A 25,695-nucleotide genomic window follows, 5' to 3' on the forward strand; every position below is an offset into this window, starting at 1 on the left:
GTGACTCGCCTGAGCAGATGGAAGCCGCCTACGGCAACAAGATAAAGCCGTTGCACCTCCTGCCACCCCCGATCACCCTGAGGGGCATGCAACAGCGCTCCGCGGAATCCCCTATCACAATACGGCCGGCCACCCTGAAGGACGCCGCCGAAATATGCGAACTGATCAACAAGATCGATGTGATCGAGACTGGCGAACCGGAAACCGAGGTGGCCGAGGTCGTCCGCGACATGACTCTGGCGGGCACCCAGCCGGAAACCGATACCTGGCTTTCCCTCGATGCGGACGGGACCCTGGTCGGCTACGCCCTTGTATGCGACAGCCACGGGACCGGGCACATCGACGCCGACCACTACGCGCTTCCCGAACACCAGGAGGCGGGGGCCGCCCTCCTCGACCTGATGGGGTCCCGGGCCGCGGCTATCGCCCGCAACAACGGCCAGCACGAAGCGGTTTGCCATCTGTACCTCAGGGAGCGCTCCACCCTGAACCCCGCGCTGCTGCAGGAGAGGGGCTGGCGGCCCGTACGCCGATACAGCTTGCTCGCCAAACCCGTCGCTCCGGACACCGACACGCTGCCGCCCGTTCAACCGGGAGTGTCCGTACACGCCTGCGCTTCCGAAACGGACCTACGGCTCGCCCACGACCTCATCGAGAAGGCGTTCACCCACCACTTCAGCCACCACCCGGTCACCTTCGAGCAGTGGTGCCAGCAACTCGCCACCCCCACCAGCAAGGTCGATCCGACCCTGGTGTGGCTGGCATCCGTGGAGGGGATCGGCACCGTGGGCGCACTGGCCGCTCATGACAACCGCAAAACGATGGGATGGGTACGGCAACTCGGAGTGATCGAGGACGCGCGAGGCCACGGAATCGGCGCGTACCTGCTGCGCACCGCGTTCACCACATTCGCCATGCGCAGCAGAGACACGGTGGGGCTCGGCGTGGACACCGAGAACACGACCGGAGCGCTCGCGCTGTACGAGAAGCTGGGTATGAAGCCACACCAGGCCATCGACACGTGGCAACTGCGCACGCGCACCACCGATCTGATCGTCCCCCGATGAGGCGGAAGACCTCGAGGAGCAGCGCCCTGTCCTGAAGCCCGGCGGGGAGCTGCTCCACGGTGCCTCCTTCGGAAGGTCCATGAAGACCGTGGCCGGACCTCAGCCGATGAGTGAGCGGAGCACCGGGACGCTGACACCGGCTGCGGTCAGACCAGCCAGAACAGCAGCGGCCACGGCACCGCCGCTGAGGAAGGTGAGCCCTCCGACGATCAGGCCGATGACGACCGCGATCAGAAGGACGATGGTCGTGTGGATCGTCAGGAACGGGGCCGGCCCTTGCGGCGTCGGCACGGGCGAACTCACTATTTCTGCCCAGAGGTTGATGATGTGACGTCCGCTCGTAAGTGCCTGTCCGAGCCCCACCCCACGGCCTGATTTCCCGGCCTCGGGGGTCGCAAAGAATCTTGGAAAAGTCCGTGGGGTGGCCGTGTGGGGCGCACTTACAAGGGGTCGTCTCGGCGCCGGCCGCGGCGGCCCGGGAGCTTGCGAGTGGGCTGGCGCGGTTGGTGGCGAGCCGTCCCCTTGCACAGCTAAAGGGGGCGGAGACGACAACCGGAGGGGGAGGGCATGCAGGGCGACGGCGCGGGTGAGGACGCGGACGCGGTGACGGTAGTCGACGCGTTCACCGGCGGACGGGCACGAATGCGGCTCTCGGGCACCGGCGCGACGCCGGCGCCCACCTGGTGGCCCAGGTGAAGGAGACCCTCCCCGGCCTCATCGAGGGCACCGAGGACTCGTACGTCTGGATCGCCTGCGACACGGCGACGACCCGGCCCTCACGTCGTACGTCCGCAGGGAGTTGGGCCTGCCGAAGCAGCGGGTGAACGCGCTGGGGTACTGGCGGCCCTGACCGTACAACCAATCGTGTGGTTCATGTGTCCAGTGGGACATCCGTTGCTGTTGATCAATCCTTGGAGTCCCGTTGCGCAGAGCACTCACGGCGGCCGCCGTGCTAACCGCCTCCGTCGCCGTCAGCCTCACTCCGGTGACGTCCTCCGCCGCGGCGCCGTACAAGGGCGCCAACACGGCCGCACTCCAGGACGACTTCAACGGGGACGGCTATCGCGACCTCGCCATTGGAGCGCCGTCCGCCGCCAACGGCACTGTGCAGGCGGCCGGTGCAGTCGTCGTAATGTACGGCTCGGCATCATCGGTGAGCACTACGCGCCGGACGGTCATCACGCAGTCGACGACGGGGGTTCCCGGGGACCCCGAGGAGCGCGACCGCTTCGGTACGACGGTGACCAGCGCCGACCTGGACCGGGACGGGTACGCGGATCTGATCGTCGGCACCCCTGGTGAGGATGTCGGCGCCCAACAACTCCGTGGATCCGTGACCGTGCTGTGGGGCGGGCCGGGCGGGCTGGCGGGCGGCGCGAACATCGCCCCGCCCGCCGGTTACGGAGACGGCATGACGCTCTGCGGCTTCGGGATGTCCCTCGCCACCGGTGACATGAACGGCGACGGGGCCCGCGAGCTCAGCATCGGCTCCCGCTGCGACGGCGCCTCCTACACCGGCCCGTTCACGCGCACCGGGCAGGCCGCCTCCACCTACCGGGAGTGGCGCACGGGCGAGACCCGAGGCGTGGTGATGGGCGACGTCGACGGCGACGACCAGGCCGAGCGCTTCTGGCTGGCCGGGCCGACGAACGGCGACCTGCGCGGGCCGGTGCACCTCGACAACGGCGCCCCGAACGAGGACGGCTCCGCCAACTGGCCTACCGATCTCCCCTACGCCGACGGCCACACCGGCGGGATCGGCGACGTCAACGGCGACGGATACGGCGACCTCGTCACCGGCATCGCGGAGGACGACTCCCTCGCAAACGAGACCGGTGCCGCCCACCGCGGCGGCGAGATCCAGGTCCTCTTCGGCAGCGCACAGGGCATCACCGCCGACCAGAAGCCGAAGGTGTACCAGCAGGACACAGCGGGTGTGCCCGGCACGGCCGAGAACGGCGACCAGTTCGGCCAGTCTCTCAGCATCGGTGACGTCAACGGCGACAAGTACGCCGACGTCCTCGTCGGCTCCCCCGGCGAAGGCATTGGGACGCAGGGGTCGGCCGGTGCGATCGTCCTGCTGCGCGGCTCCGCCTCCGGCCTGACCACCGCCCATACGGCCGGATACAGCCAGAACACCGCGGACGTGCCCGGCACCGCTGAGACCGAAGACCAGTTCGGCTCCGCCGTCCACATCGCCGACCTGAACAAGGACGGCAGGCCGGAGACGGTCGTCGGCATTGCCGGCGAGAACAGCGACGGCTGCGTGTGGATCGCCCGCGGCTCGGCCTCCGGCCCCGTGCTGAGCGGCTCGGTCAGCATCTGCGGCAAGAGCGCCGGCATCACGGTCCGCAGCTTCAAGGGCCACTTCGGTGCCGCCCTCACCAGCCCCCACGTGGAGATGTGACCCCGGCCACCGCATGATCGGGGTCATAGACGTCACCCTTCACCTCGCCCAGGACCCCGAGGCCGAGGCACTCCTCGGCCGCGCGGTCGGCCAGGACCATGGTGGGTCGGGTCCGGGGCCGGCCAGGGCCGGTTCTCGGTACCCGGATGCGGGCCATGACCGTCTCGAAGGCAGGCGCGTCACCGGCTTGGCCCGCTGTGACGACCAGGGCCAGGGGGCGCGCATGACTGTCTGCGGCCAGGTGAATCTTGGTGCTCAGCCCGCCGCAGGAGCGTCCGAGTGCGTGGTCGGCCGGCTCATTTCGGTCCGCGGCCCCTTCTTCATTGCTCCGGCGGCATGCTGGTGGGCCCAGACGACAGTGGAGTCGACCGAGATGGTCCAGCCGATGTCGTCGGCGGCGTCGGCTGCCGCAAGGATGGCGGCGAGGATCTTCTCCCACATGCCGTCGATGGCCCATCTGATCAGGCGTTTGTGAGCGGTCTCGAACGAGCCGAGCTCGTCGGGCAGGTCTCGCCAGGGCGAGTTGGTGCGGTACTCCCACGCGATGGCCTCAAGCGTGCGGCGGTGGTCGGCCCACCGTCTCCGAACCGGATCTAAGCAGGTGACCAGACCGGTCAGGTCCCACTTGGGTTCCGCGGCCCACCCAGCGAGCAGGGCAGGGCTCTCTGCGGCCACGGTGAGCATCGGCTCGGGCAAGGACCAGGTCATGCGGCTATGCCTTCCACGTCCGCTGGGCCCTGGGACACCCTGCACGCCATGCTCCCGCCCACCCCGCACAAGGCCATGGTCCGCGCACTTGGCTGGTACGCCGCCCAACGCGGAACCGACCACGTCCTCGAGGAACAGCGGTGTCCCTGACGACACGTGGTCGGGCGGGAGGGGCGGGGCCCCCAACCTGCGGCACTCTGCCTGACGTCTCGTCGGGGAGGGGAAAAATCTCGATCGGCCGGTACCTGGCCGCCCTGCCCTTCATCCTGAGACACATGACGTCCAGTGACCCCGCCCCGGCGCATCCGCAGCCATCGATCACAGCGGTGACGCAGTACGAAATCTTCAATTACCTGCGCGGGATATCGAGCCCCTGGTGGGGGAGACTGGACGAGGTCACGTTCCTAGAGGACCTCTACGACCTCGACCAACCTGCCCCCGAGAACAGCCGGCTCCCGACTGTCCGCGCTGACATCCAGCAGCACCGGATTAAGACCGTGTCCTACGTGGTGAGGGGTCGTTGACCTCGGTATGGGGCGGGGTACGTGGAGTTGGATTGTTCCGGACGGACTGTGGGAGATCGCGAAGCCGCTGATTCCTCCGTCGAGGGTGCGGCCGCAGGGCGGCGGAACACAGGACACGCCTGATGAGACGCTGTTCGCAGCCATCATCTACGTGCTGGTCAGCGGCTGTGCCTGGCGGGCCTTGCCGCCGTGCTTCGGCATCTCGAAGTCCACTGTTCACCGACGGTTCCTCATCTGGTCCAGGGTCGGCGTCTGGGGCCGCTTGCACGAAGCCGTGCTGCACCGACTCGACGACGCCGGCCTGATCGACGTCACCCGCGTTGTCCTCGACTCCGCCCACGTGAGGGCTAAAAAGGGGGCGAACTCACAGGTCCGAGTCCCGTGGACAGGGGCAAGCCGGGTTCCAAGATGCACGTCCTGTCGGACGCGAACGGACTGCCCCTCCTCGTCGGCGTCTCAGCCGCCAACGTCCACGACAGCGAAGCGCTGAAGCCGATGATGGCCGGTCACCAAACGAGACACGACCCCCACCGCGGCCGCCACTTCAAGCCCCAGCGCCTCCACGCCGACAAGGCCTACGACGTCCCTCACGTGCGGAAATGGTTACGCGGCAAACGCATCGGCGTACGCATCGCGCGCAAGGGCATCGAGTCCAGCGAACGACTCGGCCGCCGCAGGTGGGTCATCGAGCGGGCCATCTCCTGGCTGAGCGGTTACCGACGACTCAACCACCGCTACGAGCGAAATCCCCGGAACTACCTGGCCTTTCTCGGACTCGCCGCAGCCCTGTGCTGCTACAAGCGACTCATCCGCCTCACCACGTAGGACACCGTCTTAGAACTCCGGGTCTCCCGTCACATCCCGTCCAGTCCGCACCCGGTAGGAGATCCGCAACCCTTCAGGCCCGGAAGCCCGAATGCTGCCCCAAGGAATGGTCTGCCCGAACTTGAGCCCTGCGAAGTTGGCGTCGCCCACCACATCCAGCTTCACCCCATTCAGGCGCCGAGTGAGAGCGACGGTATCGCGGGGTTCCTTGATCTCGACTGTGCACTGCCTGGACACGGCAACGTCAAGCACTTCCAGACCGCTGCGCCCAATAGTGCGCACTTTGTCATGGACCGCCATAAAGAGTCCTCTCGTTCCGGCACCGCCGACAGGCAAGAGCTACCTCTGAGCCTGTACGGCACCTGGCGGCGGCGCGCACCAGGACACCCGAACGGGTGACAGCCACCGAGCGACCGGGCCGCCTGGCTAACTGAACCTGAACCATGCACAGCGACCCGCAGCTCAGAACCCACGCCAAGAGCAGCGCTAACAGCCACTGCAAGTACGGACGCATCGCCATCGCCTGATCACCGCCGCACACCAAACTGATCAGCGCAGGCCAGAGCACCGTCTAGTAATCACAAAGAGTGATCCTGGACACGCGCTGTCAGAACACGAGGCTCAGTCGACCAGCATGCTCTCGAACAGGCCCGACGGGAACACCTGACGGAGTCCTACTAGGGTTTTTCATCGATGCCCTTCCAGGGGACAGGTGGGTAGAAATGAGGTGATTCAGAGAAGAGCCACCCGCAACGGCTGAGGAGTTCTTACATGGTTTCCAGGAAGAGTGCTACTCCGCCGCACGTGCAAGCTGCGCTGCCACACCAGCCTCAGTCGGCCGCTTCCGCTCGACAAATCGCGCGTGACGCGCTGCGGTCCTGGGGACTGGAGGAAGAGGTGGTCGAACGCGCTCTCCTAATTGTGTCTGAGCTCGTGACCAATTCCCTCGAGCATGCGCTGCCTCCCATCACGCTTCACCTGACTCCTTGGCGCGCCGATGACACAATTCATATAGCCGTTGCTGACGGAGGCCCTGCCCCCAAAAACAGCACAATGCTGGCCAAATACGAACAAGATGAGCATGGGCGTGGCGCCTTCATCGTCGAGTTCCTGTCAACCGCTTGGGGCATGTATGTCGCAAAGCGGAGAGTTACTCACTGGGCTGACGTTCCTGCCCACGACCTCGGCTCGGCGGCCACGGACGGCCGAGTATCCACCAGGCTGCGGGATGCCTCAGGCAGCGAGGGCCAGGCGGGAACAGGGGGACGGTCATGCCCTGGAAGCGCCCCGCTAGTGGTCCCCGCACAGCAGCAGTAGCGCTTGCTTCACCCGCCGAGGCCGATCGTGGCTGTTTACGATGACGATTCAGGCTCATCCATCGCCGACATCCAGAGGTCACGTAGCTGGTAGCGATTTCGAAGGCCGAGTTTGGCGTAGATGTTTCCGAGATGGTAAGCAACACCGCCCATTGACAGGAATATCTTCTGGGCGATCTCCTTGTTGGTCAAACCGCGTGCCGCGAGGCCCGCGACCTCCGCCTCTCGTCTGGTGAGACGGCCGTCCCGCCACGGGTTCGCGCCTTCTTTGAAGCCCTCAGCTTTCGCCACGGCTGTCGCCAGCAGTCGACGTTCATCAATCCATCCGACTACAGCGATGAACGGCTTGGCGTTATGCTTTCCCTCGTTCAAGAAGCTGTCGATGTATACCAGCGCAGGCCCCGTTTCCCGGGGCCAGGCGCTCACGCGCCGTAGCAGGGAAAGCCCTACGGAGACAAGAGTCGCGGCCATTCCAGACTCTTCTGCCTGGTCATCGAGAATCAGCACTCTTCGGTCGTCCAGGACGGCACTCACACTGGTCACATGGAGGGGTCTAATTAAGTCCAGCGATCCTTGTACGACGAGGGAATGTATACGAGTCGGGACCATCTCGGGGGCCACTTCTCCAGAAGTGACGTCGGGTTTGCGGTCGTGGCTGTGTGCTTCATTCATTGAGCGCCTCCGGACAATGAAGCTACAAGCGGCGCAACTATGGGCGCCCTAGGCACAAGCCCTAGTCGTATTGCCCTGCGGAGGCACGTCAGGCTCTCACCGTGACCGCCGAAGCTCGGCGGCACTGCGGTGATCAGGACGGCCCAGGGCACCGCTGTCAAGAACACGTCTGAGTCCGTGTCGGGAGTAGGCGTCCTCACCCGACGCTGCTCGGCCACCAAGACCGTCGCCGCATGGGCTCGGCCACCGCTGGGCCGTCGTCACGGAGAACCGGATGCCTTCCGCAGCCCGCCCGAGCGGTCACCCATCGCCGAGGAGCAGCGGGCCAGGCCCGGGTCCCGGTCAGGCGCCTTGCGGTGGAGGTGGGGCACAGGGTGCGAATCTTGCATTTCACACCAGCCCGGCAGGCCTCTGACTTTTTTTCAGACTCGTCGCCTGAGACCTGCTTCAAACGTCTACCACCGGGGCAGAACACCTAAGGTTCCCGCTGAACCCAGTCACGCAGCTCGCGCCGGTTGCGGAGATCCAGCTTGTTGAAGATGTTCCGCAGGTGATACTCAACGGTTTTCGTACTCACGAAGAGCGCGTCTGCGATCTCTCGGTTCGTGCGGCCCTTCCCTACCAGCTGAGCCACCTCGCGTTCCCGCGAGGACAGATTCTCCCATCCGAGGGGACCGACGGCTGTGAGTTCGCCCAGAGCACTGATGTCGGCGCGGCAAGCTTCCAGAAATGGCAGTGCGTCCAGAGCAGCGAAGAGCCTCTCTGCGGTGCGCAAATGTCCCAGCGCCTGGTCCGTGTCCCCCAGTCCGCTCAGGCATTTACCGAACGCGTGCTCACAGAGGGCACGGTAGAGCGGTACGGTCGGCCGGTCGTGCGCACCTGAGATTCCGCTCTGGTACAGAGTGGCGGCGTGCCGAAGGTGACCCTGTTCCTCACGTATACGCCCCGACAGCCAACCGTGCACCACCGGGTAGAACTCGCTGTCGGTGGCCAGGCCGGCGGTGGTCAGCACATGCAAGATGCGGCGCGCCTCGTCGAACCGACGGCACGCCACGAGCGCGTCCACCTGAAGTGGCACCCACCACGGGGCAAAGAGACGAGAGCGTCCCATGGTCGTGGTCCCGTGCGACACGCCGCTCAACGCGTGGAGTACCCCGTCATAGTCGTGACGGCAGCGGGCGGCTGTAGCACGGGCCACGGCCACATGAAACTGAGCTCCCAGGTAGTCCAGGACGGCGGCTTCTTCCTCGGCTTGGCTGATGTGCTCCTGTGCCTCATCAACGTTCCCCTGGACGGACGCGATCGTGGCTGCGAGCGAGTGCAAGCTCGCACGGTCGAAGTTACGCCCTTTGAACTCGACCATGGCAAGACCGATCTCAACGTCACGGCGTGCCTGGGGCCATGCCCCGGTCATGAAACGGCACAACGCCAGGTGGACGCGGCTGCCGAGGCCGATGATCCTCACACCGTACGAGCCGGATCGGGCTGTCACCACCGTGAGATCGGCCTCGGCCTCGGTGAATCGCCCTGCTACTCCCCTGAGCAGTCCGCGGAAGAAAAGGGCTGGAAGTTCTTCCTCCGTCACGTCCTCCGCCTGCGCGGGCAGGTGGTCAAGCTGGCGTAGGCCTTCAGTGGCACCCTTCTGCATCGACCGTCCATAGGCACGAAACGCTTGCGCCGAAGCCACAACGCCCGGTGGGATAACAGGTTCCGGCAACGCGGGTTCCCTGTCCGGAGCCTCACCCGCTTCCTCCAGCGCCGAGGCAGCCGTCGTCTCTGCTTCGGCCCCCGCTCCGATGATGGCGCACACGGCAGCTCGTTCGGTCGCCACCGCAATGGTCACTTCAGGCCTGCGCGGCCAAGTACCCAGCTCTTCCACGGCGCGAGTCAGCCGGGTACGCGCTTGACTCAGGCGTCCTCTGGTGAAGTCCATGAGTCCAAGAGCTTCCTCACGGAAGGGTGAGTGCCCGCCAACCAGTACGTGTGATCGATGTTGTACGGCTTGGGCGTCCATCCCCGCCCAGAAGAACAACCGGACGGCATCGCACAGCAAGCGTTGCCGCTCGTCACTGCCTTCCGTCAGTTGAGCAGCCCATGCCAGAGCAGTGCCGGCCGGGCCGAGGTGCCCCTGTGACAGCTCGGCGGCGCCCGTGTCCCGAAGCTCACGTGCGAGTGCAGCATCAAACCGATGTGCAGCGGCCACCCTGTGGCGCAAGGCCTCGCTGCCGCCGAGGACGGCAGCCGCCTCAGCATGCAGATGGCGTCTGCGGCTCGGAGACATCACCTTATAGACCGCGTCCCTCTGCAACTGGTGCCGGAAGCGCACGAAGGCAACGTCACTACCGGGCGCTGCCCATTCCACGAGTCCCACACGTACGGGGGAATCGAGCGCAGCGAGCACATCAGACACGCCCGCTACCAGGCCCAATTGAGGTACGGGTACGGCGTCGTCGAGGACGGCCAGTGCATCGAGCACATTCCTGCTCATTGGTGCCATTCCGGCAACCTGTTGTACCACAGCGGTGGTGACTCCGACGGGGATGGAAACCGGGCGCCCTTCAACGTTGAAAGGGTCCGCGGGTTCACTGAGCAATGTGTCAAGGAGCAGCGGATGGCCTCTTGTCAGGGCCATCAAGCGCTCCAATGCACCGGGCGGAAGCGGCCCCCGCACCGCTGTGGCCAGTCTGGCGACGTCATGAGCGGACAGGCCCTGCAGCCCGATGCGGATGAAGTGGCTTACACCTTCCAGCGTTTGCCGGACGGACTCGTCCCACGGTGGTGGCCATGATTGCAAGACCATCACCGACAGCACCCGGTCGTGCCACAACTGACGCAGCGCGAATCCGATGGCGAGCAACGACGCCGAGTCCGCCCGGTCTGCGTCGTCCAGTACCAATGCCACAGGCCGGTCATTCTGGAGGCGGTCGAGAAGCCTGAGGAGCTCGGTACCCGCGGCGAGCGGAGTCTGCGGCCGCGTTGAGGTGTCACCCTGGGTAAATGACTGCGAGCCGATCCGCGCGGTCAAATGTCCCAAGCTTGCGAAAGGCAGAGTCTCTTCATGCCGATTGGCCCGGGCTCCCAGCACCGTGAAATCGGTCAACTCCGAGAGGAGTTTCCGCACCAACGTAGACTTCCCGACTCCGGGAATCCCGTCGATGACGATCAGCGAGGGCGTGCCGCCGCGCGCGTCCTCGGATGCGCGGCGCAGTCGAGCCAGCTCCCACTCGCGGCCAACGAAGAGCCCGACCAGGATACCGGCGTCCGCCGGAGATCCCTCCGGCCTCCCGGCGCACACTGCCCCTGCACCTCCTAGCTCACATATAGGAATATATACCCATTAGAACTCACAGCGCCGGCATTGGCTACTGGAGTCGGCGGGATGCGCCATGAGTCCCCTCAGCAGATATCCATTGATCCCACTTGTCAGGCAGATGCTGCTGGACGGCTGCATTGTGAAAGAAATGGCGATTCCTGCGTGGCCACCAGTTGATGGCGCGCCGTAGAGGAGCACGACAAGGAGGTGCCGGCCCCGAGTCGGGGCCGGCACCGTCATGTATGAAAGACGCTGTGTTTCAGGTGCAGCAGCCCTCTTGCCTCGGCTCAGACCTTGCGGAACATCCAGGCGGCGCAGGCGTCCGAAAGGCCGCCAGCGGTGGTCCCGCCGTAAACCATCGCACCGTTACCCATGTTCTGCACGTCGCATCTCCCGCCGATATCCACGCGGTCGGGGTACAGCTTGTACGTCGTGCCGTTCATCGATTGGGTAATGAGGTACTTTCCATTGCCGAGTCCCTGAGTCCGGAAGACCTGCTTCGCGCGTCCATCGCACTTGAAGAGGAACAGCCGGGTGGCGGAATAGGGCGCCAGCGTGAGGCATGTTCCTGTAGCCTCAGACACGATCCTTACGTTTCCGTTTCCGGCGCTCTGGACAGCCCAGGTTCCTGCGCTGCGGTTCCAGGGCTCTTCGGCCCCTGTCCATGCGTAGGCGCCTTCAGCGCCGTACCCCTTGCTTTCGGGGAATAGAGCAGGGAATCCGTCGCCCCCGCCGACATGGTTGATGATGTACCTGTTGCCAGCAGTCGGGGCATCGTAGAGCACTCTGCCGCACAACTGTTGTTGCTCGGCCGCGGTCATCGGGCGTGACTGAGGATTGTATACTCCGTCGGGCACCGGCTGACCCAAGGCGTTTTTCGTTTCCATGGGAGTCATGACCGTAACGTTCCCAGAATTGAGCTCGTAGTACGGCCCCAGCGGCACTTTCTCCTCATATAGACCGTCTATGGCCTTGTACTTAGGCGAGAAGGAGAGCCAGCCCATGTATCCTGGCGGCAGCTCGACCGTCCTCCTCTCCTCGCCTGTGACAGTCGTCTGCCAACTCCACCCATACGTACCGGTCAGGGTAGCAACTACGAATTGGCTCCATCCGACCGTAAAACCGACACTGGCTTCGAAGCTCTCCGATGAGGCCACACTCCCACCAACAGTATGGCTGACGTTTCCGGAACCGGACGTCCCGCAATTCGCCGTCGGCAAACCGATCCGCTGTGACTTACCGAATACCTCCCGTTCCGTGTCGCGCCATGGAGTGAACTTCTGGTAGGTATCTGCTGCGGCAGCGGACACAGGGGCGAAAGCTGCGCTTGCAAAGGCCGCCCCAGCAACGATCAGGGCCGAAACCGTCCTACCTCCAGATCTCCGTCTCGTATATCTGTCACTTTGACGCCTGAGTGGAAACATAGCCCCTCCAGAAGTGCGGTCTGTGAGGTGGAGTATGGAGCGGTTTCCTCGCTGACACCCTGGAAAGAGATGCCAGTATTGCTCCGGTCCGGGCACCGGCAGATCGACACCAACCTCTACGGGCCCATGAACGTCACCCGCGCCGGCCTGCCCGTCATGTGCGCCCAGCGCGACGGCCGGATCGTCACTCTCTCCTCGATCGCCGGTCTCGTCGGCGCCGAGTTCTACGCCGCCTGTGCCGCCTCCAAGTTCGGCGCCGAGGGCTGGATGGAATCCCTCCACGACGACATCGCCCCGTACAACATCCGCACCACCATCGTGGAGCCCGGCCTTTTCCGCACCGAGCTGCTTGTGGGCGCCTGACCTGCCCGAGCACGAACAGCTCATCATGTGCTGAAGCGGTGGGCTGGCAGCATTTCAACGGCAGCAGCATCGCGGCCACGCGGGGCTGCCGTCCTTCCCTCGGCGCTGGGCCTTGCCGGGCAGGCCCGGGCAGGTCCGCCCGGCAAGGCCCTCAGGTCAGAGCAGCGTGACCAGTCACGGTGGCCTGCATTAGGTCTGGCCGCCCTCCGTTCGCCGTCCCGCCGCGGGGTGCGGGGCGGCTTCCGATAGTGCCCGCCGCGGCCGGCCCCACGGGCCGTCGGCTGTTTCGGCATATCGAAGTCGACCGCCCACCGCCGGTTCTTGATCTGGTCGAGAGCCGGCGTCTGGGGGCGGCTGCATGAGGCCGTGCTGCACCGGCTCGATGACGCCGGCCTCGTCGACGTCACCCGCGTCGTGCTGGACACCGCCCATGTCAGGGCGAAAAAGGGGGCGAACACACAGGTCCGAGCCCCGTGGACCGGGGCAATCCGGGTTCCAAGATGCACATCCTGTCGGACGCAAACGGCCTGCCCCTCGTTGTCGGCGTCTCGGCCGGCAATACCCACGACAGCGAAGGCCTGAAGCCGATGGTGGAGGGTCACCAAACGGGACACGACCCCCACAACGGCCGGTACTTCAAGCCCCAGCGCCTGCACGCGGACGAAGCCTACGATCGGGCCGACCTGCGCAGATGGCTCCGCGGCAAGCGCATCGGCGTCCGCATCGCCCGTAAAGGGATCGAGTCCAGCGAACGATTAGGACGCCGTCGCTGGGTCATCGAGCGGACCAGGTCCTGGCTGTCCGGCTACCGAAGACTCAGCCCCCCGCTACGAACGCGACCCCCGCAATTACCTGGCCTTTCTCGGTCTCGCCGCAGCCATGTGCTGCTACAAGCGACTCGTCCGCCTCACCACGTAGGACACGGTCTAACAACGAAGACGACCTTCCCGACGACTGGATCTTCGAGGACTCCCGGTTGGGGCTCTCCGACGGACCGGACGAGGTGCTGCTCGCCTTCCTGGCGCGAACTGTCCATCCTGAGGTCGCGGCTGGTGTCGAGGAGGCGATGAAGCAGGTTGAGGAGCTGAACCGGCTGCTGGCACCGGACGGATGGGGTCTGCGTTCATACGAGTTCCTCTCGGGCCGCCCTATCTACACGCCGGTCCGAGTTCCGCCCGCGGGACCGCTGGTCCCGCTGCCGCTGAACGACAACGACACGAGCAAGCTCGATCTGGTCCTCGGGCAGACCTACAGCCTCCTGGACTGCGCCGGCGAGGAGCCCGCACGTGACCTGTTGCGCACGGCTGTCCTGACCCTGCGCCGCGACGCGCGCACGACTGTACTGGCGAGCGGAGCCGGCCCGAGAACGCTGGGGGAGCCAGTCGCTCTTCGCCCTCACCACCGGGCGAGAAGCGAGCCTGTCCCACCAACCGCGAGGCGGTCGTCGCGCGCGGTCGCTCAGAGCGTGAGCACCGGTCGGGTTGAGAAGTTGTTGTACAGGTCCTCTCCGTCCGGTCCGTACGCGAACTCGGCCATCGCGGGGTTGCGGTTGGCGGTCGCCAGGGGGAGCCAGGCCAGCAGGTGGCCGTAGCCGCCGCACACCGACTCGCCCCCGTCGCCGCCGTGGACCGCGGTCACATCGCTGGTCAGCTCGGCGCGGTAGGTGTCGTAGGCGATGTGCAGGCCGAAGGCGTTCAGCTCGTTGTGCGGGCCGGTGTCGTCCCCGTAGGGGATGCGGTCGAGGGGACAGTCGTCGCCCCACCGGAACAGGGTGTTGGACCCGGCGCCGCAGGCGTGTTCCCACTCGTCGGGGCTTGGCATCCGCAGGCCACGGGCGGAGAAGGCTGCCGGTATGTCGGCCGGGGGTTCGGTCAGGGTCTCGTCCGCCACGGCCATGAGGACGGTGTCCAGGTGGACGCTGCGGGGAGCGCTGAGGATCCGCGCGAGATGGGTCCGCAGGTCGGGCCCGTAGCCGTAGCCCTGCTCCCGGCTCTCGGCGTAGTCGGCGGCCTGCTGCGCGGTCGGCTGCCAGGTGTTGAGGTCGAAGCCCAGGGACACCTGGCCTCCGGGTATCAGGGCGAACTCCTGCCCGTCCCGCTCGACCCGGATGCGGTGCAGCGGGGCACCGAGGTGTTCCGTGGCCTCGACGAGTGACACCCGGCCGCCCACGTGGTCAGCGGCATCCTGGGCGATCCGCCGGGCGGTGACCTCGTCGAAGGTCCGCCACAGGTCGAAAGTGAGATCAGCGAGCGACATGGCCGGCAGTGTGGCACGCGGCACTGACACCGGCGCGGAGAGACGGCTCAGTTGTGCCACTCGTCATTCTCGTGAGGGGGACCAGCCGGCATGTGGCCGGGCCCTGTCACCCCTTCGTACATGTTCACAAGCGCCGCCCCGAACGCCGCGCGCCGGCCCGCACGGACGACCTCTCGCCCCCGCAGCACCTTCGCGCCGCAGCCTGGGCCATGGCTCCTCCCCCCCATGAGCCGGGGCCGCGCTGGCCGCCACGCCCAGCGGCATCATCGTGCCTGGACCGACCTATGAGGCCCCCTGCCGCCGTCTACGTGTCCACAACAGACCGCAGTACCGCGGCGGTTCACGCGGTGAGCTCCCCGTCCTCCTCGCCGTCTTCGTCCCAGCCGTCACCCTCGTCGTCTTCTTCGTCTCACACCGGCCCGACTCCACCGCCCCTCTGGGGCCCGGCACGGTACCGGCCCGCCTGGCCCGACCGCAGGCATCTAGCCTTTCAGAATGGACAAGCAGTGGTTCCAACCGGACCAGCCGACGGAAGGCGAGGAGACCGCCCGGCACTTCGTCCGAGTGTGGGCGGAAGCGGTCATCCGCCAGGCCCGGCGCACCCGGGAAACGCGGCAGGTCAGCGCCGACAACTCGCGGGCCTACGACCGCGCTGAGGACTTCAGCCCAGGCTCCGAGCAGCTCGAGCTCGACTTCCGTACGCAGTGGGCAGAGGAACACCTTCTGGTGTGGTGTGCCCACCAGCTGGAACGGTGGCGCGGGCGCCTGGCACGGGAGCGGGGCGAGACGCCGCCGCCGGAAGACCAGGACCTCAAACTTGCCCGGGATGCGCTGGAGCACCTGGACGAGGCCTCCTTCGCCGACGACGAGGCCCGCTCTCCGGCGGACAAGGGGCCCGCCGGTCGGGCCCTTCGCGGTCTGCCCGGTCAACGGCTGCGCCTGTCGCTCGGCGGCGGCAGTCTCTTCGAGGTCCTGGACCCGGAGCGGCTGGACCAGAAGGCTCTCGAGGTCGTGAAGTCCGTCGAACAGGAACTGGCAGACCGGGCGGTGGCCGCCTACGAGGATCTCGCCGGCGGACGGTGAGACTTGCCGCGCGCCCGCGGCTTCCGGCAGGGGAAGCGGGCGGCCCGTCCGGCAACGTGCGAGGAGCGCGGACGGGCTCCAGCCCGGATTGTTCCTGACTGGCCGTGCCGGCGGACGCCGACAGGCCGGGAATCTCGTCCGTCTGTCACCGTGACGGTGACCGACGGACCGAAGGCGCCGACGCCCACCGTCCCCGGGCCCGCTCGTCGACGCTGCCAGGGCCCGCTCCACGCTGGCCTCCGACGACCGGCTCGGCCCTGCGGGGCACCCACGGTGCCGACAGCCGCGCACCAGCCCAACCCTGACCGAAGGCCCCAGGGCATGGACAGAAGCCCTGGGCCCGACGCCACGCACGGGAAGCCCCAGCCCGCCCCCGAAGAGCGCGCTGCAGCCGAAGGGGCGGTGGCCCAGCGCAAGCATCGGGCCATGGACTCATCGCCCCGGTCGCACCTGCCGACTCGGCAGGCGCAGGGCGCGCTGAGTGGCCGACCGCTGAGACAGCGTTCCACTCGGGGACAGCCCGCTGCGACGCTCGTAGGATGCCTAAATGCCCAAGCCGTTACGGATGAGCCGCCGCACGTGGGTTGCCGCATGGGCGGTGCTGTGCGTGGCCGCTATCGCTGCCACCGCCGCACTGAACGCCTTTCCGGCGCCCGACCCGCAGCCCGAGAAGCCCGTCAGCGCCGAGTGCGCCGAGTACATCGCGGACATCGAGTCGCAGCTGGCCAAGGCCAAGGTGGAAGGCAACGACGACGACGGCGTGCTGGCCTTCACGCGAACCCGGGTCGGCGCGGACGACTGCAGCGATGAAGTTCTCGACCACTTCAGCGGCGACCGGTGAAGCCCTGTATGGGGCTCGCCGCGATAGCGGGGCTGATCTGTGCCGGTGTCGTGGCGATCATCGCCGTGAGCGCCGTGACGGAACCGGAGCCGCAACCCACTCCGCCGCGGGTGTACTCCTCCTGCTTGGCGGCCGACACCCAGCCGATGCCTGTGGGCGACGACCCGTGCGACGGCCGTTGAAGAACCACTGAGTGACTGGCCGCCGCAGGACGGCGACTGAGGCCCCTGCCCGTCGGCATGTCTGGGAGGCCGATAGTGACCACCCAGGCGCCGTTCGCCACAGCTCTGACGCTCGCCTGCACCGGCCATGGCGAGCTGGCAGCGTCACCTCGTGCGCTGCCGCCCGCCAGCCGGCCAGCGCAGTCTCCGACCGCTCCAACACCCATAACCCTCCCAGGACCGAGGGCCTGCTTCCTGCTCTTCCAGCCTGCGCACCCGCCCGTCAGCCGCGACGACTTCAGCCGCCGCCCGCCACAGCGCCTCCTCGCCCGGCTCCACACACACCACCGGGGCACAGTGGCGGCACAACCGCTCACGAACGTCCAGCAACGCGAGCGGACTGCCCGTCAGGTGCTCCGCATACCGGCAGTGGCTCCGCCACCCGGAGGCCTTGGCGGGAACGTGCCATTTCCCGCCGCCCGCACGTCCCAGCACCACGGTGATCTGCCGCAGCGGCCCGACGTCCACCCCGGCGGCCACCAGCTCCTTCTCCCGCAGCACCGGAAGCTCCCGCTCACGCCGCACGATCGCCCGCCCCCTGCCACTGTCCGCTACCAGCGGTCACTGTGGCACAAGGGCGGTCGCAAGACGGTCACCAGGTTCCCCGAGAGCGTCTGACCGCGACGGCCCTGCACATGTGCGGCCCGTGCGGGCCACCTCTGAGCTTGCTCAAGTAGGCAGCAACACGGTGACCCGCAAGGGATGCTGACTTCACGGTCCAGGACATGAGTCTGCGGTTGCCCGCAGGCCTCATACCGAGGCGAGGAGGGCACCAATGGAGATGTGGGTGGTGATCGGCGGTTTCGCGGCGGTCTTCGTGCTGTACGCGGCGATCCAGTGGGCCATCGACGTGCGGCGCGAGCGTGACCACGGCAGCAACAGCCACTGGATGAATCCCGTCGACCCCGCCGACCACGGCGGCGGCGCATCCGGCCAGACAGCCTTCATGGACGCAGGGGGTGGTGGGTGCGCAGGGAGCACGTCGTGAGACGGCAGGCCGACCGGACGTAAGACGTGCTCGTCGCCGCACACGCCCCGCAGGGCGGCTACCCCGGGCTGCTCGAGACCCAGATGACGACACCGCGCCTTTCTGCGACGACGTGCCCTGCCGACCGCACGCGCCAAGCACGGGCATGGCACCGTGTCCCTGGGGCCGGTCCGTCACCCCGCCGTGGTGGCGGGCCGGGCCTTCTCGTGCAGTTGCACGGCCGGATGTCCTGCCGCCGCCCGGTACGCGCGGACACAGCCGCAGTGCTAGGCAAGCCCAACGCCAGGCTCCGGCACCCGGTGGCCCTCGCCCGCACCAGCCGGTAAGGCAGCCGGTGCGCCGCCTGGTCATTGAGGAAGGCTCAGCCTGCGGCCTTCAGGGGCCTTGGCCCTGTTCGCTCCGGTTGGGTAGGCCGGTTCGGATCACGGAATAGCCGGCGGCGCGAGCGACGATCCTGCCACCCGCGAGGCTCCCTGCCGTCCGACGACCTGCTGCCGATTTCGTACGGCCCGCCCCGACTTTGTCTGCTCGGCCGCAGACTGTCAGTGCTGCGCCGTAGCGTTATGGCCCATGAAGTTCCAGTACATACCGCCGGTTCCGGCAGAACAGATTCGGCAGCTGCCCACGCGGGATGTTGCACTCCTTCTCCTGCGGCACCTCGCCAGCGGCACCGGATATCTGCAGTACGTGAGCACCATGAACTCGGCTCGGCAGGCGCTCCAGGAAGAGCCGGATGCGGCCGCGCTCGTGAACCGGCTGTCCGATGCCTGGTGCTGGCTGGAGGCTCAGGCGTTGCTGACCCGGGAGCCCAGTCAGTCCGAGGCTTTCCGCCGGATCTCCCGCGACGGCAGGGACCTGGCGAAGGACCCGCAGGGCATCACGCGGTTCGAGGCCCGCGAACGACTGTCCGGCCCGCTCCACCCGGACCTGGAAGGCACGGTGCGCACCAACTTCGACCTGGGTGATTACGAGACGGCGTGCTTCGCCGCGATGAAGGCGGTCGAGGTCGCCGTCCGCGACGCCTCCGAACTCGACAACTCCCTGGTCGGAGTGAAGCTGATGCGGGAAGCGTTCCGGCCTCACGAGAACGGCAAGACCGGCGGGGCGCTGGCCGACGCGGAGGCCGAGGGCGGCGAACAGGCGGCCACCGCCAACCTCTTCGCCGGCGCCGCTTATCCCGGGAAGAATATTGTCACCCGTTGCACTTGAGGTACCCCTCGAAGGGGCAGTAAGGCATGCTAAGCGCCGAGCTACGTGTAGAGGAAATCCTGGCCAGAGCCTGACCTTCTGATTCCCATGGCCTCGATTGACTTGTCGTTCTCTGCGTACTGATCGAATTTCAGAAGACCAGTAGCGCCAGCAGGGGGTAGGAGGCTCTTCACGTCGTCGATAACCGCCCGGAGCGTGGTGCCCAGGAGTGACGCACTGTCATTGGCTGCGGCAAGTACGAACAGGTTGTCCCGTGGATCGTCAAGCCGTCCTTCTGCGAGGCCGATCGCGATGAGTCCGCGTCGCAGCACGTCGATGGAACCGCTTCGAACTGCCTGTGAGGCCATGCGCTGCCCGTAAGCGCTGAGCACCGCGGCGGACCGTCCATCTACATTGCCGACGATTTCCTGTCTCGCTGCAGGGGAGGCCGTCATATATGCGGCGACGACCGATTCTACTTCAGTGTCCAGGGTATGCGGAAGTTTTACCCTCAGGTAGCCGTTGAAGCGTTTGTCTCGAAGACTGGACATGCGGACGGGGGGTTCGTCTGACTTCTTGTCATGCTGCCGGCGGGACAAGGTAGTCCCCCTTCCATCGGTAGCCAGCCTGGAGGAGCTGCTGAATTTCCCGGGCGAATACGGAGGGCTCTTGGCGTATAACGTTCCAATAGCTGCCCTGCGTGGGGGTACCAAAATACACCTTGCACCCCGCCAGTTGCCGTACCTCTCGGGCAGGTGGATTCACTGCGATCCCGTTTGGAACTTCCAGGCAATCGCGTCGATCACTTCACGGTGATCCCGCCACCGGCCACCTCTTTTCGGCGTCCGGTCGGGCAGTAACGGCTCGATTCGCGCCCACTGCGCGTCAGTCAACGGCACACACGAACAACGACCGACGGGGCGGGCCGGAACGGGGTTGCTTGTCAGGCCGTCGGTCCCGAACGGAGCCGCCGCACATCCCGCACGAGCGCGTACGCGGCACTGATGAAGATCACAGCTCCAGCCCCGATCCAGAGAGCCGACGCCCCAGAACGGTACTCACGAACGGCAAAGGTGAGCAGCAGGGTGCTGGCAAAGACGCCGAAGGCCGAGATCAGAGCGCTGACGCGGTTAGTCACCTGGACATCATCGACGACAACCTCGGCCTGCGGGAGTGATCCAAACGAATCGCCCTAGGTCCTCCCCGCCGACGCGGGGGTGTTCCGGTCCGCGCGGCGTCGACACCGTGGTTCTGTTCACGAGTTCCGGTTCTGGTCCAACCTCTGTGAAAGGTAACGCTGCGTCACTGCCCGCGCCTTGGCGGTAGGCGGTATGGATTGTCAGTGGTGAGTGTCATGATCGGGTCTGTGGAGCGTTACACGGCTGATCAGATCCAGGTGCTCACCTTCGAAGAGCACGTGCGGGCGCGTCCGGTGTCGATCCGGGGGTGGGTAGTTGGTGTGTGGGGTGGGGTGTGAGCTGCGGGGTTGGGTGTTGGTTGAGAACGGGGTTTGGCGGGGGTGGGGTGGGGCTGACCTGGGGTTGTGTGGGTTGTAGTGGGAATTTCCGGGGCGTTGTGGGTAGCCTCTGCGTCTAATGGTCCGGGGTGTGTTTTGGCTGGTCAGGCGGGTTGTGCCTGGTCATAGGCCTGGCCTGGTGTCTGTGGTGTCGGAGCGTTGTAGGGACCGTTCGGGCGGGCCGGGGGGCTGGTAGCTCCTGGCTCAGTGGTCGGTGGGTTGGGGGTTTTTGCCGGTCCAGTACAGGGCGGTGTCGATGTCGCGTGGGGTCCAGCCGTCGGCGGGTGCTCGGCTGTGTTGGAGGAGGTTGTCGAGGAGTTGCATGTAGCGGCTGTAGCGTCCTGGTGTGCGGGTGAGGGTGAGACCCAGGGTGTCCAGGGCGTGTTGGACGCGGCGGTCGTAGACGGCCATCCGTGTGGGTGCCGCTGCTGTCAGGGCGGCTGAGGCGAGGGCGTCGCCGGTACGGAAGCCGGGCAGTTCCCACATGATGCTGCGTCCTGTGCGGGCAGCCTCACTGCGCGGTACCGCGGTGTCGCGGACTGCGGTGACGGCCCGCTTGGTGACCTCGCGCACGTGTGCGTCGGGCAGGGACATGAGCGCCGATACCCACGGGGTCTGTGCGGAAAGCCGTTTCCAGACGACCAGGGCCGCGATGTCCGTCTTCCCGAGGCTGCCGGCGCGCTCGGTTCGTTGTACGACGTCGTGGAACACCTCGTCGTAGTGCGGTGAGACTCCTGCCAGGTAGCCGGCACGGGCGGGGATCAGGACGTCCCACACCTGGCCGCAGACGGCAGCGAACTCATCGTCAGGCGGCGTTTCCCTGGTCCTCTTCACGTCCGCATCATGCCGGTGTGGACGGTCGGCGGGTGCGGGGGCGCTTTGCTTCTTCGGCGAGGTGGTCGAGCTGGATGGCTTCCAGTGTTTTCTTGGTGATGCGTTCGGTTCCGTCGCAGATGGCGGTGATGGCGGCTTGGCGGAGGAGGCGGGTGAGGCTGCCGATGCGGCCGGCGGTGCGCTGGTGGAGGTAGGTGGCGTGGCGGGGGAGGGTGCCTGGGCGGTGGTGTTGGAGGTCGAGGGCGTTTTCTAAGTCGGTGATGACGTCGGTGAAGGGGTGCCGGTTGCCGTGGCGGGCGGGGAGGGGGCCGCAGTCGATGAGGGTGGCGCGGCCGGCGAGTTGGGCGCCCCGCACCCCGCTGAACAGGGATGTGGCAGTGACGTCGATGCCGGCGTAGACGAAGGTGGCGTGGATGCGTTCGGTGAGGTCTTTCAGGAGGTCGGCGGCTTGGGCGCCGGTGGTGGTGCGGGGGTTGAGGCGGTGGATCTCGTCGATGAGGACGAGTTGGATGCCGGCGGTGTTGTAGGTGTGGCAGACGGCTTCGGTGATCTGGGCCTGGGTCATGCGGGTGGTGGTGGGGATGCCGAGGTAGCGGGCGAATTCGGCGGTGAGGGTCTTCGCGGTGGCGCCGGGCGGGACGAGGACGTATGCGACCGGCACCTGAGGGTGGTGGCCGGGCGGGGTGGGGGTGCGGTGGGTGTGGGCGAGGTGGCAGGTGCGTCCGACGTGGAGCAGGGCGGTGGTTTTGCCTGCGGCTGCGGGGCCGGTGACGATCAGTGAGGGTCGTGCGGTGGTGGTCTGGTGGCGGCCGAGGATCATCAGGGTGCGCACGCTGGTGGCGAGGGTGTCGATGGCGGGAGTGCGGACGGTGACGAACGCGGAGTGGTAGGCGAGGCGTTCCTCCGGGTTGCGGGGCGCTTCGCCGGGCTGCGGCGGGGCGGGTGGCGCCGTGGTGGCGAAGTGGTGCCAGCCCTGCCAGGTGGTCACTGGCCATGACGCGGTTATCGTGTTCGCTGTGGACTGCCCCGCGCTGGCGGCGTCGGGTGTGTTGTTGCTGCCGGGATCGCCGACTGTGGCGGGTGGGCGGGTGTTCACCATTTCAGGGCCTCTGCGCGGGCGTCGTAGAGACCGAGTCCGGTGTAGGGGATGGCGGGCGAGCCGTCGTCGGCGTCGTCTTCTTCCGCGTCCAGGTCCAGGTCCTGTTCCTCGTCGAGGTCGTCGAGGCTGTCGGTGTCCGCCCCGGGCCCGGTCCGGCCGGCACCGGAGTCTGTTTCGCCCGGGTGGTCGGGTGCGGAGCGCGGTGGGGGCAGGGGTGTTCGGGCGGGCTGGGTGCGGGCCAGGAGGCGTTGTTCGCCTGCGGTGGCGTTACCGGTGCGGGTGCGGCGCATGAGCTGGTCGAGGGCGTCGGCGAGGTCGGCCTCAAGGCTGTCGGGGTCGGTATGGCGGGTGACGGTGGTGCGGATGTGCTGCCAGGTCTGTTCGTTGAAGGGGCGGTGGACGTGGGCGCGGTGGATCCAGGGGATTTCGGTGAACGTGCCGTCGGGCAGGCGCAGCCAGATCTGGCGGGCGTCGTGGGGGTTGGTGTGGACTTCCCATTTACCGCCGCGGGCGGTGATGGGGGAGGGCTGCCTGCGGTAGGGGGCCAGGAGGTCGCAGTCGTAGGTGCGGTGGTGCAGGCGGATGCCGCGTTCGGTGATGGCCTGCCAGCGCACCGGCAGCAGTTCGAGGTAGTCGTCCCTGGTGAGGGGGACGGGGACGTACCCGGCGACCGAGATGAGGGCGGCCCACATCTGGTTCGGTGTCAGTGGGGCCTTGGGGAGCACGGGATGGCGCAGCCCTCCGTGGGGGCGGTGGTGGTAGTGCACGAGCCATTCGTCGAGGAGGTCCTGCAACTGCGTGAGGGTGAAGCACGCCTCGCGTTCGGCGTCGCGCCCGCGGCGGGTGACGTCGGAGCCGGTGTAGCCGGGCAGGTGCTGGCAGAACAGGGTGTTGATCGAGCCGAAGGTCCGCTCGACGATGCCCTTGGCGGTGGGCGCGTAGGGCGGGGCGGGCTGCACGCTGACGCCGAGGGTCTCGCAGGCGGCGGTGAACGCCCTGGAAAGGAACACTTTGCCCCGGTCCACGACGATCGTCTCGGGGATCACGACCGGGCGGGCGGCCGCGCCCTGAAGTCGCTCGTCCAGCGTCAGCAGCCGTGCCCGGGGGAGCAGTTGGGTGTGGGTGAAGCGCAGGGCGTCGGGCCAGGTGGGCTTCGACGGGTGGGGGACGGCCATCTCCGCCAGCAGCAGTGCCGCGTCCACGGCCTGGGTGCCGCCCGGACAGAGCACGGCCGCGAGGATCGCTCGCGTCGCGACGTCTACCGCGATGGTCATCTCAGGCCGGCCCAGTGTGCCGTCGTCGAACAGGGCCAGGACATCGAGCCGGGTGGTGTCGATCTGCACCTGCTCTCCGGGCCGCAGGGCGACGGTGGGCGTGTGCCCCCGTCCGTCCTCGGTGATGGGCGGGGTGCGCACCGGCCGTGCGGGATGGTCGGCGGGGCCGGCGAGCTGATGGACGAGCCGGTAGAAGGTGGCCTGCGCTGGCATCGCCACCGTGTCGCCGTGCCGGTCCTTAAGGATGTGCGCGACCAGCGGCATCAGCCCTTTGATGGTGCCTTTGGAGCGGCCGCGCTGGCGACGCAGCGCCTCCTTGACCGCGGCGACGACCCGCTCGTCGGCTCGTCCGGTGGGGCTCGGGCCGCGAGTGGTGCGGTGGTCGATGAGCCCCCACAGGCCCTGTTTGCGGTAGGCCAGGCGCATGCGCTGCACCGTCGTACGGGACACCCGGCCGAAGCCGAGCGCGGTCAACTCTGCTGCTTTGGCCTGTTCCCGTTCGGCCAGCGTGTGCTGCTCGGGGTCGTACTGCTCCCGCACCGGCCCGCCGCTGCCCAGCCCGCCGGGCAGCCCGCACTCGACTTCCCGGATGTGGCGCTGCCAGGCCAGCGCCTTCTCCCGTGCCGCGGCCGGGGCGGTCTCGAACAGCCCCCACCGCGGCACCGCCTGAGGCGGCTGCGCCTTTGCTCCCAGGAGGGTGAAGCCTGGATCGGCGAAGAGGTGCCCGGCGAGCACCGCCTCATCACTGCCGTCCTCGCCGGCCAGGTGGACGCGCTGCCCGGCCAGGGCGACGACCTGCCACCGCGATCCGCGGAAGCGGACATGAGACCCGACCGCCACCACCGGTCGGCCGCTCTGCCGCCCGCTGCTCACACCGCCTCCCCGCGCCGGGCGCCAGCCCCGCCGCAGGCCGCGTCTGACGCCGGGTACTCGGCCGCTGGGACGCAGCCCTGGCTCTCCTCGCCACGGCCGTCGCTGGCGTCATCGTGCAGGCTTCTGGCCTGCGCTGCGCCACTGCCTTCGCGAAGGGAGCCGGGACTGACGATGACCCGTTCGTGCAGCGGCGTCTCCAGTGATGTCGTCAGCGTGTGGTGCCACAGGGCGTGGAAGACGGCCGGGAGGACCTCGATCGGGTCGCCGACCGCTTCAGCGCCCTCGATCAGCGGCCGCGGCCGCGCGAAGGCCTCGACGACCGCCGTCATCAAGCCGGGCCTGCCCTGGTTGCGAGGGTGGCGGTAGCCGGCCAGCCACTTCAGGTTCGCCGCCGGCACCTCATCCAGCGGCGCCAGGCGCCGGTAGCGCCAGCCGATGTCCGCGCACGCCGCAGCCACCGCATGCGCGGCCTTCAGGGCGCGTTCACCGCCGCTGTCGGGGCGGCCGGGGCAGTCGGCCAGCAGGGCGGTGCCGTCGACGTAGCGAGCGAACAACTGCGGCACCCAGGAACGCACCTGGCCCCGACGGTCGCGCCACAGCAGCCGTACCGGCCGTCCGGCCATGCCGGTGACCTGCGGGTCGCGGTCCAGGGCCATCAACTGCGTACGCATGGCGTTCGATCCGGCGGCCACATGCCGCCCGGTGGTGGCCGACCACCACAGACCCGGCCCCCACCGCCGTCCCGGCACCACAGGGAACGCCGACACCGGATCGAGGTCTTCGAACGCGACCGCCAGGGCGGCGTCCGCCCACCGCTGCTGCACCGCCCGCCCGACAGGGTCGAGGAAGACCGCCTCGAACCCGGCCCCGATGTTCACGTCCACCTGTCCCGACCTGCCGCCA

General features: G+C 67.4%; 25 protein-coding genes and 4 pseudogenes. 14 read left to right on the plus strand and 15 right to left on the minus strand.

The window, feature by feature from the left end; genetic code table 11:
* The first annotated feature begins 17 nt into the window (after positions 1-17).
* Positions 18-1,067, plus strand: a complete 1,050-nt coding sequence (locus QC385_RS25175; RefSeq protein ID WP_279543613.1) for a GNAT family N-acetyltransferase — start codon at positions 18-20, stop codon at positions 1,065-1,067.
* 99 nt (positions 1,068-1,166) lie between these two features.
* Here QC385_RS25175 and QC385_RS25180 read toward each other — a convergent pair whose 3' ends face one another.
* Positions 1,167-1,358 (minus strand): hypothetical protein, encoded by a 192-nt coding sequence (locus QC385_RS25180; RefSeq protein WP_279543614.1) that lies wholly within the window; start codon positions 1,356-1,358, stop codon positions 1,167-1,169.
* Between the two features lie 368 nt (positions 1,359-1,726).
* Here QC385_RS25180 and QC385_RS25185 point away from each other — a divergent pair.
* A pseudogene (locus QC385_RS25185) lies at positions 1,727-1,917 on the plus strand (SIP domain-containing protein); the annotation flags it as partial.
* Positions 1,918-1,989: 72 nt separating this feature from the next.
* Positions 1,990-3,474 carry an FG-GAP-like repeat-containing protein gene (locus tag QC385_RS25190; RefSeq protein WP_279543615.1) on the plus strand — a complete coding sequence of 495 codons (1,485 nt, stop codon included), beginning with the start codon at positions 1,990-1,992 and terminating at the stop codon, positions 3,472-3,474.
* 79 nt (positions 3,475-3,553) lie between these two features.
* On the opposite strand, the pseudogene QC385_RS25195 reads toward QC385_RS25190, so the two are convergent.
* Positions 3,554-4,128, minus strand: a pseudogene (locus QC385_RS25195) (IS5 family transposase); the annotation flags it as partial.
* Between the two features lie 60 nt (positions 4,129-4,188).
* Between QC385_RS25195 and QC385_RS25200 the strand changes: the two are divergent.
* The 3 genes from QC385_RS25200 to QC385_RS25210 all read left to right on the plus strand — a co-directional run bounded on the left by QC385_RS25200 (position 4,189) and on the right by QC385_RS25210 (position 5,531).
* Positions 4,189-4,332, plus strand: a complete 144-nt coding sequence (locus tag QC385_RS25200) for a hypothetical protein (protein WP_279543616.1) — start codon at positions 4,189-4,191, stop codon at positions 4,330-4,332.
* Positions 4,333-4,457: 125 nt separating this feature from the next.
* Positions 4,458-4,706 carry a hypothetical protein gene (locus tag QC385_RS25205; RefSeq protein ID WP_279543617.1) on the plus strand — a complete coding sequence of 83 codons (249 nt, stop codon included), beginning with the start codon at positions 4,458-4,460 and terminating at the stop codon, positions 4,704-4,706.
* A 7-nt stretch (positions 4,707-4,713) separates the two neighbouring features.
* Positions 4,714-5,531, plus strand: a protein-coding gene (locus QC385_RS25210) for an IS5 family transposase (RefSeq protein WP_279543619.1) whose coding sequence is annotated in 2 segments (ribosomal slippage) — positions 4,714-5,056 and positions 5,056-5,531 — 819 coding nt in all. Because the reading frame shifts where the segments join, the coding sequence is not laid out codon by codon here.
* A 9-nt stretch (positions 5,532-5,540) separates the two neighbouring features.
* Here QC385_RS25210 and QC385_RS25215 read toward each other — a convergent pair.
* Positions 5,541-5,831 carry a hypothetical protein gene (locus QC385_RS25215; RefSeq protein WP_279543620.1) on the minus strand — a complete coding sequence of 97 codons (291 nt, stop codon included), beginning with the start codon at positions 5,829-5,831 and terminating at the stop codon, positions 5,541-5,543.
* Positions 5,832-6,302: 471 nt separating this feature from the next.
* Here QC385_RS25215 and QC385_RS44330 point away from each other — a divergent pair, with 471 nt between their 5' ends.
* Entirely contained in the window at positions 6,303-6,848 is a 546-nt protein-coding gene (locus QC385_RS44330; RefSeq protein ID WP_443032985.1) for an ATP-binding protein, read from the plus strand.
* Between the two features lie 35 nt (positions 6,849-6,883).
* Here the strand turns inward: QC385_RS44330 and QC385_RS25220 are convergent, their stop codons facing one another.
* The 3 genes from QC385_RS25220 to QC385_RS25230 form a co-directional block, all read right to left on the minus strand.
* Positions 6,884-7,390, minus strand: a complete 507-nt coding sequence (locus tag QC385_RS25220) for a helix-turn-helix transcriptional regulator (protein WP_279543621.1) — start codon at positions 7,388-7,390, stop codon at positions 6,884-6,886.
* A 604-nt stretch (positions 7,391-7,994) separates the two neighbouring features.
* On the minus strand, positions 7,995-10,814 hold the full coding sequence (locus QC385_RS25225) for a helix-turn-helix transcriptional regulator (protein WP_279543622.1): 2,820 nt from the start codon (positions 10,812-10,814) through the stop codon (positions 7,995-7,997).
* A gap of 305 nt (positions 10,815-11,119) precedes the next feature.
* Positions 11,120-11,989, minus strand: a complete 870-nt coding sequence (locus QC385_RS25230; RefSeq protein ID WP_279543623.1) for an RICIN domain-containing protein — start codon at positions 11,987-11,989, stop codon at positions 11,120-11,122.
* A 336-nt stretch (positions 11,990-12,325) separates the two neighbouring features.
* On the opposite strand from QC385_RS25230, the gene QC385_RS25235 reads away from it, so the two are divergent.
* From QC385_RS25235 to QC385_RS25245, 3 genes and pseudogenes are all read left to right on the plus strand, one after another.
* Positions 12,326-12,619, plus strand: a complete 294-nt coding sequence (locus QC385_RS25235) for an SDR family oxidoreductase (protein ID WP_336621329.1) — start codon at positions 12,326-12,328, stop codon at positions 12,617-12,619.
* 282 nt (positions 12,620-12,901) lie between these two features.
* Positions 12,902-13,537, plus strand: a pseudogene (locus tag QC385_RS25240) (IS5 family transposase); the annotation flags it as partial.
* A pseudogene (locus tag QC385_RS25245) lies at positions 13,467-13,805 on the plus strand (hypothetical protein); the annotation flags it as partial. The pseudogenes QC385_RS25240 and QC385_RS25245, both read left to right, overlap by 71 nt.
* Positions 13,806-14,077: 272 nt before the next feature.
* On the opposite strand, the gene QC385_RS25250 reads toward QC385_RS25245, so the two are convergent.
* On the minus strand, positions 14,078-14,875 hold the full coding sequence (locus tag QC385_RS25250) for a hypothetical protein (RefSeq protein WP_279543624.1): 798 nt from the start codon (positions 14,873-14,875) through the stop codon (positions 14,078-14,080).
* A 495-nt stretch (positions 14,876-15,370) separates the two neighbouring features.
* On the opposite strand from QC385_RS25250, the gene QC385_RS25255 reads away from it, so the two are divergent.
* On the plus strand, positions 15,371-15,958 hold the full coding sequence (locus tag QC385_RS25255) for a hypothetical protein (RefSeq protein WP_279543625.1): 588 nt from the start codon (positions 15,371-15,373) through the stop codon (positions 15,956-15,958).
* A 547-nt stretch (positions 15,959-16,505) separates the two neighbouring features.
* The gene (locus QC385_RS25260) at positions 16,506-16,799 is read left to right on the plus strand and encodes a hypothetical protein (RefSeq protein ID WP_279543626.1); all 294 of its coding nucleotides are present in this window, start codon (positions 16,506-16,508) and stop codon (positions 16,797-16,799) included.
* Positions 16,800-17,125: 326 nt separating this feature from the next.
* On the opposite strand, the gene QC385_RS25265 is transcribed toward QC385_RS25260, so the two are convergent.
* Positions 17,126-17,545 carry a hypothetical protein gene (locus tag QC385_RS25265; protein ID WP_279543628.1) on the minus strand — a complete coding sequence of 140 codons (420 nt, stop codon included), beginning with the start codon at positions 17,543-17,545 and terminating at the stop codon, positions 17,126-17,128.
* A gap of 250 nt (positions 17,546-17,795) precedes the next feature.
* On the opposite strand from QC385_RS25265, the gene QC385_RS25270 reads away from it, so the two are divergent.
* The gene (locus tag QC385_RS25270) at positions 17,796-18,008 is read left to right on the plus strand and encodes a hypothetical protein (protein WP_279543629.1); all 213 of its coding nucleotides are present in this window, start codon (positions 17,796-17,798) and stop codon (positions 18,006-18,008) included.
* A gap of 696 nt (positions 18,009-18,704) precedes the next feature.
* Positions 18,705-19,217, plus strand: coding sequence for a TIGR02391 family protein (locus QC385_RS25275; protein ID WP_279543660.1), 513 nt, complete (start codon positions 18,705-18,707; stop codon positions 19,215-19,217).
* Positions 19,218-19,258: 41 nt separating this feature from the next.
* Here QC385_RS25275 and QC385_RS25280 read toward each other — a convergent pair whose 3' ends face one another.
* The 7 genes from QC385_RS25280 to QC385_RS25305 form a co-directional block, all read right to left on the minus strand.
* On the minus strand, positions 19,259-19,747 hold the full coding sequence (locus QC385_RS25280) for a hypothetical protein (protein ID WP_279543630.1): 489 nt from the start codon (positions 19,745-19,747) through the stop codon (positions 19,259-19,261).
* Positions 19,748-19,957: 210 nt separating this feature from the next.
* Positions 19,958-20,095, minus strand: a complete 138-nt coding sequence (locus QC385_RS44335) for a transposase (protein WP_189477251.1) — start codon at positions 20,093-20,095, stop codon at positions 19,958-19,960.
* A gap of 44 nt (positions 20,096-20,139) precedes the next feature.
* Positions 20,140-20,334 (minus strand): hypothetical protein, encoded by a 195-nt coding sequence (locus QC385_RS25285; protein WP_279543632.1) that lies wholly within the window; start codon positions 20,332-20,334, stop codon positions 20,140-20,142.
* A 582-nt stretch (positions 20,335-20,916) separates the two neighbouring features.
* Positions 20,917-21,546: a hypothetical protein gene (locus QC385_RS25290; protein ID WP_279543633.1), complete on the minus strand. Its 630-nt coding sequence runs from the start codon at positions 21,544-21,546 to the stop codon at positions 20,917-20,919.
* A 7-nt stretch (positions 21,547-21,553) separates the two neighbouring features.
* Complete coding sequence (locus QC385_RS25295) at positions 21,554-22,534, minus strand: TniB family NTP-binding protein (RefSeq protein WP_279543634.1); 981 nt, start codon at positions 22,532-22,534, stop codon at positions 21,554-21,556.
* A gap of 104 nt (positions 22,535-22,638) precedes the next feature.
* Positions 22,639-24,792: a Mu transposase C-terminal domain-containing protein gene (locus QC385_RS25300; protein ID WP_279543635.1), complete on the minus strand. Its 2,154-nt coding sequence runs from the start codon at positions 24,790-24,792 to the stop codon at positions 22,639-22,641.
* A complete protein-coding gene (locus tag QC385_RS25305; protein WP_279543661.1) occupies positions 24,789-25,670 on the minus strand; it encodes a TnsA-like heteromeric transposase endonuclease subunit in 882 nt (293 codons plus the stop codon). Before QC385_RS25305 ends, QC385_RS25300 begins: the two co-directional genes overlap by 4 nt.
* Positions 25,671-25,695: the final 25 nt, after the last annotated feature.

Origin of the sequence: Streptomyces sp. DH10 (assembly GCF_029813805.1) — a bacterium.
In the GTDB taxonomy this organism is placed as follows: domain Bacteria; phylum Actinomycetota; class Actinomycetes; order Streptomycetales; family Streptomycetaceae; genus Streptomyces; species Streptomyces coeruleofuscus.